Raw genomic sequence first — 17,063 nt, 5'->3', positions numbered from 1 at the left:
AATAATTTTGCCAGTTGAGCTATCCCTTTTTTATCATTGCTTCTGTGAATGCCTGCGATTGCCCTCTTGGAATACTCAATGTATTCCACTCATTTCCTTTTATTTGTTTACCTACGTAGACAATTTGTCCGACATGCGAAGCATAATGTGCCATCTGTCTTTCAATAGCATCTATCACTGTATGCTGCTGTCCTCTTATTGTGACGTTGGCCAACAAATCTTCTGTTGTTAAACTCTGTAAAGCTTTCAAAAATACTTGCCAGCCCTTTTCCCAAATCGCTATTAACTCTTTTTTAGTATCAATGCTATCAATAAATTCATCATCACGATTCCTTGTCGTTTTCTCGCCATCAGTTAATAAAAAGTCAGTCCATCTTGAAATCATGTTTCCACTAACATGTTTGACAATGACCGCAATACTATTTGACTCCTCATTGAAAGCCCAATGCAATTGCTCAATGTCTAATTGTGCAATTGTTTTATCACCATCCGCCTTAACAGATTTAAATCTCTCTAGAACAACGTGTAAATATGTTTCACCCATGCTCATACAAAACTACCTCCCCTTATTTGTAGCTGGTGCAATCATATTATAACAAGTGCCTGTCACCCAAACAATTTTGAAAATTGCCAATTTTTTCGGTGTCAGGCACTGTAACGTACTCGTTGCTACAGTTTCCCTTTAATGACGCGTCTGTAAATTTAAACGCTTCTCCATTCTATTGAAAATAAACGTAAATGCTAAAACTAATATTAAATAGAAGGCACCTGTCACCATATATGTTTCTAATGGACGATAGTTTGCACCTGCAATGGCTAATGTCGTACTCCATAAATCCGACATCCCAATATAAGCAACTAGTGCCGATTCCTTCAGTAATATAATGAATTGATTGCCTAATGGCGGAATTGCTCTTCGCATAGCTTGAGGTAAAATAACTCGACGCATCCCCAATGTTTGAGACATCCCCAATGAACGAGCCGCTTCCATTTGACCACGATCGATTGACTGAATTGCGCCTCGAAAAATTTCAGAAATATACGCACCGTTATGGACAGCTAAAGCCAATACACCCGCCCAAAAGGAAGGCAGCGTAAGGAACGAAGAAATACCAAAATATAATATAAAAATTTGAACAATCATCGGTGTACCACGGATTATCGCTAAATACACTGCCGCAAAATATTTCAGTACTTTTATTTTAGACATATTAAAAAAGGCGATAATTAACCCGACGATACTACCTAATACTAATGAACAAACCGTTACTGAAAGTGTTACCCATAGCGCATCAAAAAGCATTTTATAATTCGATTGAAAAATTTCTAACATCTATTCACCCACTCTGTTGTCTTCATTGTTGTAAGGAAACGGAGGAAAGTTTCCCCCGTTGCTCATTTACTAACTCTTTCGTCCATTAAGTTAAAACCAAACCACTTTTCACTGATTTTTGCATATGTTCCATCCGCAATAAGTTGTGCTAACGCTATATTTAGCTTTTCTTTTAATTCCTCATTGTTTTTATTCACAGCAATTGCTTGCTCATTCACTGCTAATAAATCTCCAACAGCTTTCACTGGTATTTTCGCTTCATCAATAGCAAGCTGCGCAAAAATATTATCTGCCACAACTGCATCTAAACGACCTGTTTTAATATCCATCAATGCTGCCACATCCCCTTGTGGATACGTAATGACATTTTCTTTGGCCGTTAATTTTAACGCATCCGTTTCATAATTTGTAGCGGGCACGGCACCAATTACTTTGCCCTCTGCATCTGCTCCTGATTTAATGCTCGTATTATTTTCAGCTACAAACAGTTGTGAGCCTGAACGATAGTAAGTGTCCGTAAAACTAACAACCTTTAAACGCTCCTCCGTGACGGTCATACTGCCTAAAATCGCATCAAATTTATCATCTAGTAGACCTTGAATAATTGATTCGAATGGGAAAGTCATCGGGACAGGTTTCATGCCCATTTTTTCAGCTAAAGCTTCTCCAAGTTCTACGTCAAATCCAACTAACTCGCCATTCTCTTTATAATTAAATGGCTTATATATTCCACTCATGGCATAAACAAATTCCTCTTGTTCAGTGCCTGACGATGCCGCTTTTTTTGAATCTTCATTTGAACTACAACCAACTAAAAGTCCTACCCCTAATGTTAAGGTTGCTAATAATGCTTTAAGCTTGAATTGCTTCATGTTTATTACCCCCCATGTGTAAAATTCTGTTTAAAAATTGTTTTGTTCGTTCATTTTTTGGGTTATCGAAGAAAGTGTCAGGATGACCTTCTTCTAAAATTTGTCCACCTTCTAAAAAGACGATATGATTTCCAACTTCACGCGCAAAGCCCATTTCATGCGTCACAATAACCATCGTCATGCCGTCATTAGCAAGTTGCTTCATAACTTGTAATACTTCCCCAACTAACTCTGGATCTAATGCAGAGGTTGGTTCATCAAATAACATCACTTTTGGCTCCATCGCCAATGCACGTGCAATAGCTACTCGCTGCTTTTGACCGCCCGATAAACTATCAGGGTACATTGTCGCTTTATCTCGTAACCCTACTTTTTCAAGTAAATCATATGCATAAGCGGTTGCTGTTTCTTTTGACTGCTTTTTTACAAAGATGGGTGCTTCGATGATGTTTTCAAGAACTGTCCGATGAGGGAAAAGATTAAAATGCTGGAACACCATACCTACCTCAGCTCGAACTTTATTTAAATCCGTTTTAGTCGCATGTATGGCTTGTCCTTCTATACTGATATGGCCTTCGTCATATAACTCTAAGAAATTTAAACAACGTAACAGAGTGCTTTTTCCTGAACCACTCGCGCCAATTAATACAACAACATCCCCTTGCTGTATTTGTAAATCTACTCCATTTAAAACTTGTAAAGAGCCAAAGGATTTTTTTAAATTGTTGACTTGAATCATTGCTATCATCCTTCCTGCAAAATCGATATCATTTGCTTTTTCATCGGTATTACTCAACTTTTATTTTCCATTATATATTTGGACATTTTTCTACTTAATTAAAGACTCCCCCTCGTTCATTATCCTCTTGCACATTTCGTCACATATCAATTATCTGAAATTACTAAATTGCTAAATAATTAATACACTTTTAATTAAACAGTAATAATAATGTTGAAAAAAGGGCTTTTATTAGACATAATAGTATCTTTTTTTAATATGTTAGTCCCTTACACTTGTTTAAAGTATCAATTTTCAACATTTTAGATTCATAAACTTACTAAATAGAGTATGATAAAATGTAAATATTTTAATATTTCTAATTATTTTAAAGGTGATGATGTACTATGTATAAATTATTAATTGCTGACGATGAATTTGAAATTCGGAATGGCTTAAGCAGTTATTTTCCATGGGAAGAAATTGGTTTTGAAATAGTTGGTATTGTTGAGAACGGGATAGAGGCTTTAACTTTTATTTCAAATCATCATGTTGACGTGTTACTTACAGATATACGGATGCCAGAACTAACAGGTATTGAAATTGCGCAACAACTCGATGAACAAAAATCGCCAATACATGTCGTGTTTTTAAGTGGCTATAAAGATTTTGATTATGCACAGCAAGCTATCCAATACGGTGTAAAAAACTATATAACGAAACCGACAAAATACAGTGAGCTTGTGACAGTTTTTACAAAAATTAAAGCACAGCTCGACGAAAAATATGTAACATATAAAACAGACTTTAATCATGATAAGGTCATTGAAACGATATTTAATTATGTGAACGAGCATTATCAACATGCTTCTCTTGAAGGCGCGTCACAGCTTGTTCATTTAAATCCAGTCTACATAAGTAAATATTTCAAGGAAAAAACAGGCCGCAATTTCTCAGATTTTGTCGTCGAAGTCAAAATGGAAAAGGCAGCAATCTTTTTAAAAAATCCTGACTATAAAATTTACGAAATTAGTGAATTGACAGGATATAGCAATGCTAAAAATTTCACTCGTACATTCCGAAAATATTTTGGTAAAACACCTCGTGAATACCGAAACGAGGAGTGTGGCCTTCACATTGACTAATCATTACATACGCACCTATTTTTTGAAAAATTTAATTAGCCTATTAATCCCAATGCTTATTCCACTTATTGTATTAGGCGCATTATCCATTTTTTTAATTCAACAATATGTATTACAGGATATTATTGATCGCAATACAGATCTTTTAACGCAAACAAAGGAAAATATCGAGCTTATCTTTTATGAGCTCGATTCGTTAAACAGCTATATTATTTCAAGTACAAATCAATTCGATAACTTGCAGCAGCTTATGGATAAGCCATCACTTACCCACCAGGACTATACGGACCTTGTCACATTAAAAAATTTTATTGATGCACCAAAAGAGGCTAGAGAATATATTCATTCGATATACATCTATGTAAAGAACGACTCTGGAAAGTATTTATCGACAACTACAACTGGTTTAGTCGAATTACGAAATACACTCGATTTTAATTGGTATCATAGCTTTGTTACGCATCTCGGCTACGAGGAAACTTGGGCTGAATCAAGAACTATTAAACGTATAACGAATAACCAAATGGATACACCTTTAAATATTATTACGATGTATCGCACTATCCCTAAAAATAATGGTGTACTTGTCTTAAATATTAAAGCAGACTATTTGCAGCAACAGCTCGCATCACTGTCAACAACAGTAGGACGCAATTTAGTCATTGTGGACAATAAAAATAATATTATTTTTAACGAACAAAATTATGAACTAGGCAACCGAATCATACAAAGTCTGACATCTAATCCCAATACATTTTTTGATATGACAATTGATGCCAAGCCCTACGTCATCTCTAAAATGGAGTCATCAAAATATGACTGGACGTTTTTATCGATCAATCCTAAAACGAGTCTTTACCAAGTGCCAAAGAAACTGTTAAAGCTTGTTTTATTTCTTTCAGCAATTTGCATCATCGGAAGTGTTATTTATGCCTTTTGGATAACGAGAAAAGCAACAGTCCATATGCGAAAGATATTAGCAATTTTTCAATCTGCTGAACAGGGCGGTGTATTACCTGACATTTCAATCCCTGTTAATGATGTGTATAGTCTCATTACACATAAAGTTTTACTCAATTTTACGGAGCAGAATACATTGAAACGAAAGCTAGCGGAGAAAAAATACAAGGAGCAAACGTTAGAGCTAGCCGCCCTCCAATCACAACTGAATCCGCATTTTTTATTTAATACTTTAGAGACATTAAATTGGCGTGCCATCTCATTAACGGGAAAACCAAATGAGTTAAATGATATGATTGATAATTTAGCGACAATTCTCCGCTACTCACTTGACGATGAATCAAGTATGGTCCCTATAATGGAGGAAATTAAATACACGAAGCACTATATTGATATTTTGAAAGCACGTCATCAAAATCAATTTCACGTTCTATGGGAATATGATGATGATATTATGCCATTCAAAGTGAAAAAGTTGACGATACAGCCATTAATTGAAAACGCCATTGAGCACGGGAAACATAAAAAGCTTCTTTGTCATATTAAAATTAAATTGACCGTTCAGGCTGATTTGATGACATTAGCCGTTATCGATAATGGAAAAGGGATGGAACGAAGTCAGCTACAATTAGTACGTGAGCGTCTTCAGCAAAATGAGCAATACAGTCATATTGGGTTAAGTAATACACATAAGCGCCTTCTTGTCGCCTTTGGAGATCATGGGGGACTTACTATTCTAAGTAAAAAAGGTTGGGGAACGGTCGTTAAGATGAAGATTCCATTGAAAATATAATAAGGTGTGCAATAAAAAGCTAGTGCTATACCCGCACTAGCTTTCTTTTCGTTATAAGTTTTCATCTATATATGTTTCTAAATCGCCCACGATAGTATCGATTGGTACATCTGCTGCGTCCTTCGCATAGCCGTCATATTGTTTTACGAGGATACCATCTTTATCGACTAAGAAAAATTGGATACCGTGGATAACTTGATCTGAATTTGGGTCATCCTTTACGAGTAATTTTGTGGATTTTACGGCAAATTGCTCAATATATGACTGAGAATACCCCGTAAGAAGATTCCATTTCGATTCGTCAGGCACTGTATATCTTGCTAAATAGTCAGCGAGCACTTCAGGTGTATCAACTTCAGGATCTACTGAAAAAGCGACAAGATTGTAATCCTCTATTCCTTTTTTCATGAGCTTTTCTTGTATTTGGGTCATGTTAAACGTCATTGGTGGACAAACTGAATTACAATTCGTGAAAATATACATGCCTAACCAAGGTTTGCCTTTTAAACTTTCAAGTGACACATTTTCTCCACGCTGATTGACATGGTCAAAATCTTGTATTTCATAACTATAATCAGCTTTAAACTTCACATTTCCACATGCACTCAGTACTGTAATTAACGCTAATAGTAACACTAATCCTATTACCTTATTTTTCATCTTCACACACTCCCTACCAACATTACCCCCATCTTATCGAATGGTGTAAGCGTTGACAACTACCTGACGTGACAGCTTTCTTACATCTTTGTGAAATCATCTTTCTTTAATCGAAATAAGCACATCATGTATTGCATCCAGCTTTACTTCAACGCGATGTAAAACAAAATAACAGTAGACATGCTGCCGCCACCCAATTCAATCCAGACATCAAAAAAATAAGACATGTTGTGTTGAAATTTAACAAAATAGTCTATCGAATTATAGGAAAATCTCAATGAATATACTGAAAAGCTTGATAGATTGACGCAATTTGCTATGATTTATTTAAAGGATTGCACACCGTCTATGCTTAATATATATAGTTGTATTTAAATAAGGCGGTGAGTTTAGTGTGTGATAAGGAGGAAAAAAAAGATATGACAACTACTGAAACTATAAAAAAAGTCTTAAACAAGTCCATTCCCTCTACTAGAAATCATCAAATATCAAATGCAATTCAAGAAGTTGATTTAATTGAACAAAGCTTACTACCTAAAAAATCAGCACGTTCTTTTTTAAAAGATTTACGTGAAGAGAAATAGTAATGAAGTATAGAGTTAACACAACTCCTACATTTGAAAAGGAGTTTAAGCGATTACTAAAGCGGTATCCAAAGATAGTTGATGATTTTGAAGCATTAATTGATGAAATCGAAGTAGGTGCTGAATTAGGCGAACCTATCCAGGGTGTAGGTGTAAAATTCGAAAATAGTAAAAAAAGGTTTAAAATTTTCAAAAAAAGAATGGCAAATACAAGTGCGAAGCAAGGTAAGTCTGGTGGATTTCGAGTTATTATTTATTTGATTACAAGTAATAATCTAGTATATTTATTGGATATATACTCGAAAAATGAACAAGAAAATATTTCTACAAAAGATATTATAAACTTAATTAAAAAGAATGAACCACAACTTAAATAATGTTAAGTTTAAAAAAAGAAAACTGCGACGTTTCTAGATTAACGTGACGCTCACAATAAGTGTCCACTATAGCGACATCAAGTTTTATAGAAAAAGTGTTAGATATTAAATAATCTAACACTTTTTCTCATTGTGTTTCACACTCTATATTGTCAATTTAATTGAGGAATGTCGTGGTAGCATGCAAAAAAAAGTTAGCATATCACTTTAGCATAATGCAAATCACCTATCCTTAATCGAAACAAGCACATCATGTATTGCATCCAGCTTTACTTCAACGCGATGTAATAAATAAAACGATATGAGTATTGGAAAGCCAATATTGGAGACCATATTCAGCCATTGTTCCATAGTGCTTTCTCCTTTCGATATTTTTTTCCCTTTTTAAAAATGGTCTTTGCAGCTTAGTGCAAAGACCATTTCAATCATTATTTCATGCCTAGTTCAAATTCTGAAACTTGACGATCAATGAGCCGAGCTCCCTTTATCCTCACAAAAGCACCAGCTTGTCCACCAAATACATTGTTCGTAATAATCGTTTGCATTACTTGTTGAATTTCAGTAGGTGTAACATTTGGTTTCGGTGCATCAATTGCAATCGACGCCGTCTTCCCCGTCTCTGTTTCAAATAGTAACTCTAATACTTTTGCCAATGTAATCCCTCCTTATGTTTTCTGTTATTACGATAATTCTGTAGTTTCTTGCTTCAAAATACCTTCGAGTGGCTGTGAGGAAAGACTCGCAATTGCTTTCGCTACCGCTACGAATGCTTCTGTAGTATGCGTCCCATTGACATTACGGTATGTTTTGATTGCGAACTTTGGCTCATTTTTTTCATTGTGGCCCGCCATATACTTTAGACGAAGTGTTGCACCTAAAAAATTCGTTTTTTGCATCAGTAACACCCCCTTTCTGCACACTATATACGCCTATTTCATGTGTGAAGGGACATTAATTAGAAATTTGTTTTTGAAACAAGCAGCAGTTTACGACCACAAAATAAACAAGCGTGAAAAATACACCTATAAAAAAGCCGTCCGACTATCCGAACGACTTAAAAATATATTATTTGTTTCTTTAGAGTAAGAAGTTTCCGTAGGTCCTAACTCATGTAGCCATTCAAAGCAAATCGAGTAATCCGTTTGGCACTAAAGTTATTTTATTATTTGTAAAATCACTAATTGCCTTCCATAGCAATTTAAACGTTGCACCATTATCTTCTTTTCCAAAAAAAGAAGGGTTTGCATAAAAGGACTTATCTACAAATTCAGCATCATATACAAATACTACTTCGTGCCCAAGGTCACCGTTATATGTAAATATGTTTTCAATTGTTCCTATATAGTTTAGATTCTAAATATTTGCCTCTATTTCTTCACGTACTTCTCTTTGTATTGCTTCCGCACTTGTCTCTCCAAATTCAATTTTTCCACCAATTGGCCGATAATAAAATTCCCCTTTTACTTCATCGAAACCTTCGGCGACAAGTATTAAATCGTCATTTCTAAATAGACAAATAGCTTTTGTTATAATTTGCTCAGCCCTCATTCTATTCCTCCAAACGCCACCTTTATTGAATACTCCTTTTTAATACCAACTAGGTACTGCTCATCAAGAAGTTGTCTTATTTATTTTCTCAGATATAATATGGCAAATCATAATCGTAGCTGTAAAGATAAAGGTATGCATCAATGCTTCAAGAAAGGGATATTTATATTTAAATAATTGTATGACTAGCATTAAAATAAAAGCTAAACTATAAAAAAATGTTCTTTTCAAATAAATTTCCCACTTCCTTTATCCTTCATTTTAAAGATAGAGATTTTCTGACTTCCCACATTATTCCGCACTAGTTAAGTTTTTCGTTTCTGTCACGCTTAAATTATACTTTTTAAACCGTCTTGCAATATAGGCTTGGGTGACGCCTAGTTTAGCAGCTGTTTTTCTTGTACTTTGAAGTTGATTATACGTTTTTTCAATGATTTCTTTTTCAATATGATTAAGGTATTCCGTTAATGTTTGACCTTCAGGTAATGTATCCAGCAAATTAGCTGTCTCTTCACGACGAAAGTCACTCGGAAGATCCTGTTCATTCATTACTTGATTAGGCGCTGTTATGACCAATCGTTCCAATAGATTTTCTAATTCTCTAATATTTCCAGGCCAATCATAGTTATATAAAATATTAGTTAGTTTACCTGATAGATTACGGTCTTTTTGATATTTATTATTATATTTTTTCAGGAAGAAGTCCAAAAGAGGGACGATATCTTCCCTGCGTTCCCTTAAAGGAGGGATTGTTAATGGCAAAATATTTAAGCGGTAATATAAATCAGCCCGAAATTGTCCAGCTTTTGTCATTTCTAAAAGATTAGCATTTGAGCCAGCAATCACTCGAACGTCTGCTTGATGGACTTGTGTATCACCAATCGGTGTATACGTTTTATTTTGAAGGAACAAAAGTAATTTAGATTGTATTTGCAATGGGAGTTCACTAATTTCGTCAAGAAATAATATGCCATTTTCTGCTGCAGCGATTAGCCCTATTTTCCCGTTATTATTGGCTCCTGTAAATGCACCTTTCTTATAGCCGAAAAGCTCTGATTCAATTAAAGACTCAGGAATTGCACCACAATTCAAGTGTACAAAAGGCTTATCGCTGCGGTTACTCAATTGATGCATTTTTTGGGCAAAAGCACTCTTCCCTACGCCAGTTTCCCCTGTAATTAAAACAGTCGTATCCACATCTGCCACTTTCTCAAGCCATTCAAGAGCTGTGTGAAAAGCTTTACTTTTTCCAACAAATGATTCTAGCTCTTGCTCTTTATTTTGATGCCTGATCATTTCCCGAATTTGGTTTTTATAACGTTGTAAAAGATCTTCTGCCTTTTCCAATTCCATATTCATATTAAATGCTTCACTTAACGTGCGAGCATGGGTAACAATAAATTCTATTTCACCATTTTCGTCAGTAATATAATCCCCCGATACTAGTAGTTTCTGGTTGTTCTTTATAACTTGCACTGTGTTGACAAACTGCTTATTCTTCAATACTAGACGGGCAATGGAAGGTGAAAATAATCCCCTTTTTTCCATATCAAATACACTCTGATTGATTAAGTCCACTTCATCCACATCAAACAGTCCCCGCTTCGCAGCATCATTTACCCAAATAACGGTTCCATTTTTATCAAGTACCCAAATACCGTCCTTTATAGTGTTCATAATATCTAAAAAAAATTGATTCTTTTCATCTTGAAAAAGAGCTAATTTATCCATTCCAATCACCAAATTCTCTATTTATTACATTCAATTCTATCAAAATTTTTTAAATAATCTATCAAAACGAGCCGCTCCATAATTTTTTATCAATATAATCATCCTTATTTACTTGCCAATATAGATGTTTCACTACATTTTGATTCGGAAACGACTCATTTTGAATCTCTTTTTAAACATACAATCGCATTTGATGATGATGCGTTATACAAAATTGAATCGAAAACGATTCAGTGATTTTAAATCAAAGCATTAATTCGTCAAATTACTTATTGAAAACACTGATTTATCAACGTTTTCGAATTGGCATGCTTTTTGCATATTACTAAGCTGTCCCCAAATATAGAGATAGGAAAAGGAGAGCAATATGAAATATTTACTTAATAAAACGATTAAAGACATTAAAATTTCGGCCATACGCGAAATTGGAAACAAGGTGGCAAATGACCCGTCGATTATTAATCTGACAATTGGACAGCCAGATTTTGTCACACCACACTCTATTTTAGAAGCAGGAAAACAGGCCATTGATGCACATAAAACTGGTTATACACATAACGCAGGTGTACTTGAGCTTCGACAGGCTGCTGCTAACTTTGTCCAAAGACGCTATAGCCTAAATTACAATCCAGAAGATGAGATTTTAATTACAATGGGTGCAAGTGAAGCGTTAGATATTGCCTTTCGTACAATTTTAGAGCCTGGTGATGAAGTCATTTTACCAGCACCAATTTATCCTGGTTATGAGCCACTTATTCGTTTGTGCTACGCAACACCTGTATTTGTTGATACACGGAAAAATAATTGTAAAATCTCAGCAAAATTAATCGAAGAAAACATAACAGAAAAAACAAAATGTGTTGTTTTACCGTATCCATCAAACCCTACAGGTACTATGCTAGAGACTCGTGAATTAGAAGAAATAGCAAATCTATTAAAGGGTAAAGATATTTTTATTATTTCAGATGAAATATATAGTGAGCTAACGTATGGATTGAAACATACGTCAATTGCTTCATTCCCAGCAATGAAAGAGCAATGTATTGTCATCAACGGTTTATCGAAGTCCCATGCTATGACAGGCTGGCGAATCGGCTACACATTAGCCCCTGCATATATAACAGAAGAGATGTTTAAAGTTCATGCCTTCAACTGTGTATGTGCAAATTCAGTTAGTCAATATGCTGCGATCAATGCATTAAATGACGATTTACCAGAAGTCGAAGAAATGCGCCAACAATATGAAAAACGACGGAATTTTATTTTTCAACGTATTACAGACATGGGCTTAGAAGCAATTGAACCAGATGGTGCGTTTTATTTATTTGTTTCCATTGAAAAAACAGGTTTAAGTTCAAATGATTTTGTCCATCAGCTTGTGGAAAAAGAGAAAGTAGCCGTTATACCAGGCTACGGATTTTCTGAGTATGGCGAAGGCTATATCCGTATTTCGTATGCATGTTCAATGCAACATTTAGAAGAGGGATTAAAGCGTATACAACAGTTTGTACATCCCCTATTAGAAAAAGCACTTGAGGAGGTTGATTAATTTGAAGCCATTATATTATCTAGCGTTTATTCCAGTCTTAGGTTTTCTTGTTGGTGTACCTTTAACGAATCGTGTTGAACCTTATGTATTAGGGCTTCCATTTTCGATGTTTTGGATTGTTCTATGTGTCGTGCTAACTTCCTTAACTACATTTGTTATGTATAAGTTGGATCAGCATGATGAGGAGGGCGTAGAATGAATATTTCTATTACAATTATGATTTCGTTTGTCATCGTCTGTATGTATTGGGCGATTAAAGCTGGTCGAGGTAAAAATGAGAATATGGAAGAATGGGCATTAGGTGGACGTGGCATGGGTGCCATCGTGACGTTCTTTTTATTAGCAGGTGAATTTTTTACAGCATTCTCACTAACTGGATTAGTGGGACTAGCTTATAATAGTGGCATTGCAACACTTTATATTATGACTTATATTTCAATTGGTTGCGTACTAGGCTATTTCCTATTACCTAAAATTAGACGGTACAGTAAAGAGCATAATTTAATGTCGCAAGGTGATTTTTTTGAGAAGAAATATACGAGTCCATTTTTAGGAAAACTCATCACAGTTGTAGGTGTAGTGGCAATTGTCCCAATGATTGTAATGGCATTGAAAGGTTTAGGGCTGATTGTATCTGTTGCCTCCTACGGGGTAATATCTTCTACTACAGCAATATGGATTGGGAGCATTATTGTCGTAATTTATACATTAATTTCAGGGCTCCACGGTTCATCCCGCGTAGCATTAATTAAGGATATTCTTACATTTGGCGTACTTTTATTTTTAGGATTGTATTTACCGTTCCATTATCATGATGGAGTTGGATCAATGATTAAAAATATTTCTGAAGTGAAGCCACAAGTGTTGTTCTTTCCAGATGCAGGTCTAAGCCTTGTTTGGTTTATCTCTACAATTATAGTAATGGCATTAGGAGTGTATATTTGGCCGCATACATTTTTATCAACATATGCAGCGAAAAGTGACAAGGCACTTCGTAAAAATACGATTTTAATGCCACTGTATTCATTAATGCAGCTATTTTCTTGCTTTATCGGATTAGCAGCAATCTTAACAATCCCAAACCTATCAGGTGCCGAAAGTGATTTGGCATTAATTCAATTAGTATTCCAAACATTTGACCCGTGGGTTGTCGGATTAATTGGAGCCGCTGGATTATTGGCATCATTAGTTCCATGTTCAGTAATGCTTATTACAATTGGTTCCATGATAACTTCTAATATTTATGTTCAATTAAAACCAAATACTTCAGCTCGTAAGCAAATGAATATTGCCCGATATTTCGCAATTATTGCTGCGATAATTAGCCTATACTTATCATTAAACTCAAGTGGTGCACTCGTATTATTACAATTAATTAGCTATAACTTTATCATACAGCTTTTCCCAGCTCTAATTTTTAGTTTATTGAAGACAAACTTTGTGACGAAGCAAGGTGCTATTGCTGGAATTGTCGTTGGTATATCCATCGCTTTAATTTCAGCAGCGACAGGCACAACAATAGCAACGTTATTCCCTAATTTACCATCATTTATTTTAGACATTAACAATGGTTTATATATGTTAATTATCAATGCAATCATTACAATAGTGGTCAGTCTTCTCCCACAAAAAGCAGCATCTGAAAATAACAGCTTAGAACGCGGAATCCTCTAATTTAAAGTGTCAGGCACTCAAACAATTTCTCCCCAAAGATTTTGTTTGGTGTCAGGCACTCACACAATTTTTAAACCTAAAGAGAACCTAAAAATTTTGTTTCAAGTTCCATTTCTGTCATTTCCGTATCGAAGTTAACTTTATAGGCCTTAGCGTTTGGTCTTGAACTCACGATATGACTGATTTCTTGGTCAACGAAATGAATGGCAACACCGTCATCAGCTGCATAACCCGGTGTAATACTATTAGTAGCAATAAGATTTTGATATGAAGGCCTTCTTTCAGATTCTCCATCGTAATGAGGACAATGACTCCCTTTTAGGAATCCTAAACATTTTAATGGCGCTAGTCCATCACCATAAGAATCTGTAACCCCTTCCTCAAACCAACAAATGGAACCCGCACTAATACCAGCCAGTACTATACCTTGTTCCCAAGCTTTTTTTAGAATAGTGTCCAATCCCCAAGCTCTCCATAAAACTAATAAATTCTTTGTATTACCACCGCCAACATAAATAATATCTTTCTCCAATAAAAAACTTTCTAGATCTCTTGAAGGTGGGTTAAATAAAGATAAGTGAGATGGCTGACAATCCTGTTTCTCAAAGAAATGATAAAATCGAGAAATATAATTATCTGAATCCCCACTTGCTGTTGCTAGAAAACAGATCTTCGGATTTGTTTTCCCAGATTGTTGAAGAATATATCTATCCAATAAAGGATTTTCGGGCTCCATCGAAAAGCCACCACCGCCAAGTGCAATAATTTGCTTCATATACTCCATCCTTTCAACTTTGTTCCTTATGGATTATAATACCTCATATACTCATTAATTGGATGATTTTTACCATTTTCATTTTAGAAAATGTCCAATACATTTATACGAAAAATGAATGAGTTCATTATGGTCATTTCATACACTGTATACAAAACATATAAAATAGATTAAACATATGCTCTTTGGCGGGCAAAATTATTAAACTATTTTTAAGGAGCGGAGCATTTGAAAAAATTCGTAATGGTATTGACGCTTGTTAATTGTTTAATTATCTTTTCCCTTATAGGATGCTTTGGTTATATAAAATATAAACTTTACGCAATAAAAAAAGAGACTTACGAATTTTTAATAGATGATAAGAAGTATGATAGGTGTCGGCATCATATTTCAGGTATCTGTTGTTTTTGAAGATGAACAAAATATTGTATACGACTACGCGAAAGTCCAAGGGCAAATTAAGCAAATATACCCTAGCGAAGCTGATACTGAAGGCAATTATAAACATAAAGCACAATAATAAAACGTAAAATAAGCACCTCGCTTTTTACATCCCGTTTGCCATCGCTTAATATCAATTGAATAACGTGGCTGTTTTCGAATTTTTGCTCTTTTATACCTCCCATTGAATAAAACAGGATACAATTCCCATATTAAGGACTTGACTCTAAAATTGAATAATAATTATAATTCAACTATTCAACAAATGACTTGCATAGTTAAAAGAATGGCCTTGCCTCTATAACCTTCTCTCAATGAATAATAGTTTTAGAGCTGTTAAATAGTAAAATAAAATTTTCATAATTTAGTCAAATAGCTAGAAAGATGGTGTTACATACAATTGAAGACTGCGAATAATTCAAAAGGGCATTTTGTAAATTCTCCCGAAAAACTAAAACAAATGTATAAAAGAGTTTTACTTGTTGTAAGTTTATCACAAGTTTTTGGAGGAGCTGGTCTTGCAGCAGGAATTACTGTAGGCGCATTATTAGCACAAGAAATGCTAGGAACAGACGCTTATGCTGGACTGCCTTCCGCGCTATTCACATTAGGTTCTGCAATTGCAGCATTTCTAGTTGGAAAGCTCTCACAACGGTACGGACGTCGTTTAGGTCTAACTATAGGTTTTATTACAGGTGGACTTGGTGCGATTGGCGTCGTCATTGCCGCTTTATTAAATAGTGTTTTCTTATTGTTCGCCTCCCTACTTGTTTACGGTGCAGGAACAGCAACAAATTTACAGGCTCGTTATGCAGGGACAGATTTAGCAAATAAAAAACAACGAGCAAAAGCAATAAGTACGACGATGGTTATGACAACATTCGGCGCTGTAGCAGGACCTAATTTAGTTGAAGTCATGGGGAAATTTGCACGTTCTATCGGTATTCCGTCATTAGCTGGCCCCTTTATATTATCTGCGGTAGCATTTATATTGGCAGGATTGGTTCTTTTTATTATGCTTCGGCCTGATCCTTTACTTTTAGCTAAGTCAATAGAAACCCATCAACAGCAAGACACAGATGGAATGAGCAATCTTTCTAGTCCTCTAATGAATAAAAATGGGATTATTGTCGGTGCAGTTGTCATGGTCCTTACGCAAATAGTTATGGTGGCCATTATGACCATGACGCCGATTCATATGCAACATCACGGACATAGTTTAAGTGCTGTAGGAATTGTAATTGGTTTTCATGTTGGAGCGATGTATCTCCCCTCTCTCGTAACGGGCATTCTTGTAGATAAGATTGGTAGAACAACGATGAGTATCGCTGCAGGTGTTACATTACTACTTGCAGGTTTAGTCGCTGCATATGCACCAAGCGATTCGATGTTTATGCTCATATTGGCCCTTTCTTTATTAGGGCTCGGATGGAATTTTGGCTTAATTAGTGGAACTGCTCAAATTGTTGACTCTACAGAACCTTTAACACGTGCGAAAATTCAAGGAACAATTGACGTTTTTATTGCGTTAGCAGGTGCTACAGGAGGTGCTCTTTCAGGAGTGATTGTTGCAAATTCAAGTTACGCAGTTTTATCGTTAACTGGTGGACTTTTATCGTTATTGCTAGTACCCGTGATTATCTGGTATCGAAAAGCAAGCTGAAAAATTTATATATTTAAGTAATGACCAAGTTTTCAATTAATCCTATGAAGGCTTGGTTTTTTCTGTCTAATTCATTAGCCCGCTCCTAGCATTACCAGTCTAAAACACTTGAAACAAATCATTATTGAAGCAATGGATATATTATGGTACACTCAGTGGACGCCTATATAGGAGTGAGCAATATGATTGAAATTTCAAATTCACGAAAAAAACTATATTTTTTTAATCAAAACCTTTGAC

Annotated in this window: 19 protein-coding genes; 8 read left to right on the top strand and 11 right to left on the bottom strand. The window is 35.2% G+C overall.

Annotated features, from left to right (window positions below):
- Window positions 1-19: 19 nt before the first annotated feature.
- The 4 genes from FH508_RS09995 to FH508_RS09980 form a co-directional block, all read right to left on the bottom strand.
- Window positions 20-550: a DUF1572 family protein gene (locus FH508_RS09995; RefSeq protein WP_172771185.1), complete on the bottom strand. Its 531-nt coding sequence runs from the start codon at window positions 548-550 to the stop codon at window positions 20-22.
- A gap of 132 nt (window positions 551-682) precedes the next feature.
- A complete protein-coding gene (locus FH508_RS09990) occupies window positions 683-1,333 on the bottom strand; it encodes an amino acid ABC transporter permease (protein ID WP_172771184.1) in 651 nt (216 codons plus the stop codon).
- Between the two features lie 62 nt (window positions 1,334-1,395).
- Window positions 1,396-2,205, bottom strand: coding sequence for a transporter substrate-binding domain-containing protein (locus tag FH508_RS09985; RefSeq protein WP_172771183.1), 810 nt, complete (start codon window positions 2,203-2,205; stop codon window positions 1,396-1,398).
- A complete protein-coding gene (locus FH508_RS09980) occupies window positions 2,186-2,944 on the bottom strand; it encodes an amino acid ABC transporter ATP-binding protein (RefSeq protein ID WP_172771919.1) in 759 nt (252 codons plus the stop codon). Before FH508_RS09980 ends, FH508_RS09985 begins: the two co-directional genes overlap by 20 nt.
- A gap of 386 nt (window positions 2,945-3,330) precedes the next feature.
- Between FH508_RS09980 and FH508_RS09975 the strand changes: the two genes are divergently transcribed.
- Both FH508_RS09975 and FH508_RS09970 read left to right on the top strand, forming a co-directional pair.
- Window positions 3,331-4,068 carry a response regulator transcription factor gene (locus FH508_RS09975; protein ID WP_172771182.1) on the top strand — a complete coding sequence of 246 codons (738 nt, stop codon included), beginning with the start codon at window positions 3,331-3,333 and terminating at the stop codon, window positions 4,066-4,068.
- Window positions 4,061-5,821, top strand: a complete 1,761-nt coding sequence (locus FH508_RS09970; RefSeq protein ID WP_228134472.1) for a cache domain-containing sensor histidine kinase — start codon at window positions 4,061-4,063, stop codon at window positions 5,819-5,821. The genes FH508_RS09975 and FH508_RS09970 overlap by 8 nt, the downstream gene beginning before the upstream one ends.
- 51 nt (window positions 5,822-5,872) lie before the next feature.
- On the opposite strand, the gene FH508_RS09965 is transcribed toward FH508_RS09970, so the two are convergent.
- A complete protein-coding gene (locus tag FH508_RS09965; RefSeq protein WP_139860298.1) occupies window positions 5,873-6,481 on the bottom strand; it encodes an SCO family protein in 609 nt (202 codons plus the stop codon).
- A 419-nt stretch (window positions 6,482-6,900) separates the two neighbouring features.
- Between FH508_RS09965 and FH508_RS09960 the strand changes: the two genes are divergently transcribed.
- Together FH508_RS09960 and FH508_RS09955 are read left to right on the top strand one after the other, a co-directional pair.
- Window positions 6,901-7,065 (top strand): hypothetical protein, encoded by a 165-nt coding sequence (locus tag FH508_RS09960; protein WP_172771180.1) that lies wholly within the window; start codon window positions 6,901-6,903, stop codon window positions 7,063-7,065.
- Between the two features lie 2 nt (window positions 7,066-7,067).
- Window positions 7,068-7,442: a type II toxin-antitoxin system RelE/ParE family toxin gene (locus FH508_RS09955; protein ID WP_139860300.1), complete on the top strand. Its 375-nt coding sequence runs from the start codon at window positions 7,068-7,070 to the stop codon at window positions 7,440-7,442.
- A 222-nt stretch (window positions 7,443-7,664) separates the two neighbouring features.
- Here FH508_RS09955 and FH508_RS09950 read toward each other — a convergent pair whose 3' ends face one another.
- The 5 genes from FH508_RS09950 to FH508_RS09930 form a co-directional block, all read right to left on the bottom strand.
- A complete protein-coding gene (locus FH508_RS09950) occupies window positions 7,665-7,793 on the bottom strand; it encodes a YvrJ family protein (protein ID WP_172771179.1) in 129 nt (42 codons plus the stop codon).
- A gap of 77 nt (window positions 7,794-7,870) precedes the next feature.
- On the bottom strand, window positions 7,871-8,095 hold the full coding sequence (locus FH508_RS09945) for a DUF2922 domain-containing protein (RefSeq protein ID WP_172771178.1): 225 nt from the start codon (window positions 8,093-8,095) through the stop codon (window positions 7,871-7,873).
- 27 nt (window positions 8,096-8,122) lie between these two features.
- On the bottom strand, window positions 8,123-8,338 hold the full coding sequence (locus FH508_RS09940) for a DUF1659 domain-containing protein (RefSeq protein ID WP_172771177.1): 216 nt from the start codon (window positions 8,336-8,338) through the stop codon (window positions 8,123-8,125).
- A 457-nt stretch (window positions 8,339-8,795) separates the two neighbouring features.
- Window positions 8,796-8,990 (bottom strand): NUDIX domain-containing protein, encoded by a 195-nt coding sequence (locus FH508_RS09935; protein WP_228134471.1) that lies wholly within the window; start codon window positions 8,988-8,990, stop codon window positions 8,796-8,798.
- A 291-nt stretch (window positions 8,991-9,281) separates the two neighbouring features.
- Window positions 9,282-10,721, bottom strand: coding sequence for a sigma-54 interaction domain-containing protein (locus FH508_RS09930; RefSeq protein ID WP_172771176.1), 1,440 nt, complete (start codon window positions 10,719-10,721; stop codon window positions 9,282-9,284).
- 367 nt (window positions 10,722-11,088) lie between these two features.
- Between FH508_RS09930 and FH508_RS09925 the strand changes: the two genes are divergently transcribed.
- The 3 genes from FH508_RS09925 to FH508_RS09915 are packed head-to-tail and all read left to right on the top strand — an operon-like array spanning window position 11,089 to window position 13,944.
- Window positions 11,089-12,270: an aminotransferase A gene (locus FH508_RS09925; RefSeq protein ID WP_172771175.1), complete on the top strand. Its 1,182-nt coding sequence runs from the start codon at window positions 11,089-11,091 to the stop codon at window positions 12,268-12,270.
- A 1-nt stretch (window position 12,271) separates the two neighbouring features.
- A complete protein-coding gene (locus tag FH508_RS09920) occupies window positions 12,272-12,469 on the top strand; it encodes a DUF3311 domain-containing protein (RefSeq protein ID WP_172771174.1) in 198 nt (65 codons plus the stop codon).
- Window positions 12,466-13,944 (top strand): sodium:solute symporter family protein, encoded by a 1,479-nt coding sequence (locus FH508_RS09915; protein WP_172771173.1) that lies wholly within the window; start codon window positions 12,466-12,468, stop codon window positions 13,942-13,944. Before FH508_RS09920 ends, FH508_RS09915 begins: the two co-directional genes overlap by 4 nt.
- Window positions 13,945-14,020: 76 nt before the next feature.
- On the opposite strand, the gene FH508_RS09910 is transcribed toward FH508_RS09915, so the two are convergent.
- Window positions 14,021-14,719 (bottom strand): Type 1 glutamine amidotransferase-like domain-containing protein, encoded by a 699-nt coding sequence (locus FH508_RS09910; protein ID WP_172771172.1) that lies wholly within the window; start codon window positions 14,717-14,719, stop codon window positions 14,021-14,023.
- Window positions 14,720-15,560: 841 nt separating this feature from the next.
- Here FH508_RS09910 and FH508_RS09905 point away from each other — a divergent pair.
- Window positions 15,561-16,823 carry an MFS transporter gene (locus FH508_RS09905; protein WP_370635720.1) on the top strand — a complete coding sequence of 421 codons (1,263 nt, stop codon included), beginning with the start codon at window positions 15,561-15,563 and terminating at the stop codon, window positions 16,821-16,823.
- Window positions 16,824-17,063: the final 240 nt, after the last annotated feature.

Source organism: Lysinibacillus sp. CD3-6, from assembly GCF_006351725.2.
Lineage (GTDB): Bacteria > Bacillota > Bacilli > Bacillales_A > Planococcaceae > Lysinibacillus.
Note: the sequence above shows the minus strand (reverse complement) of the source record. Positions and strands in the feature narration are given on the sequence as shown.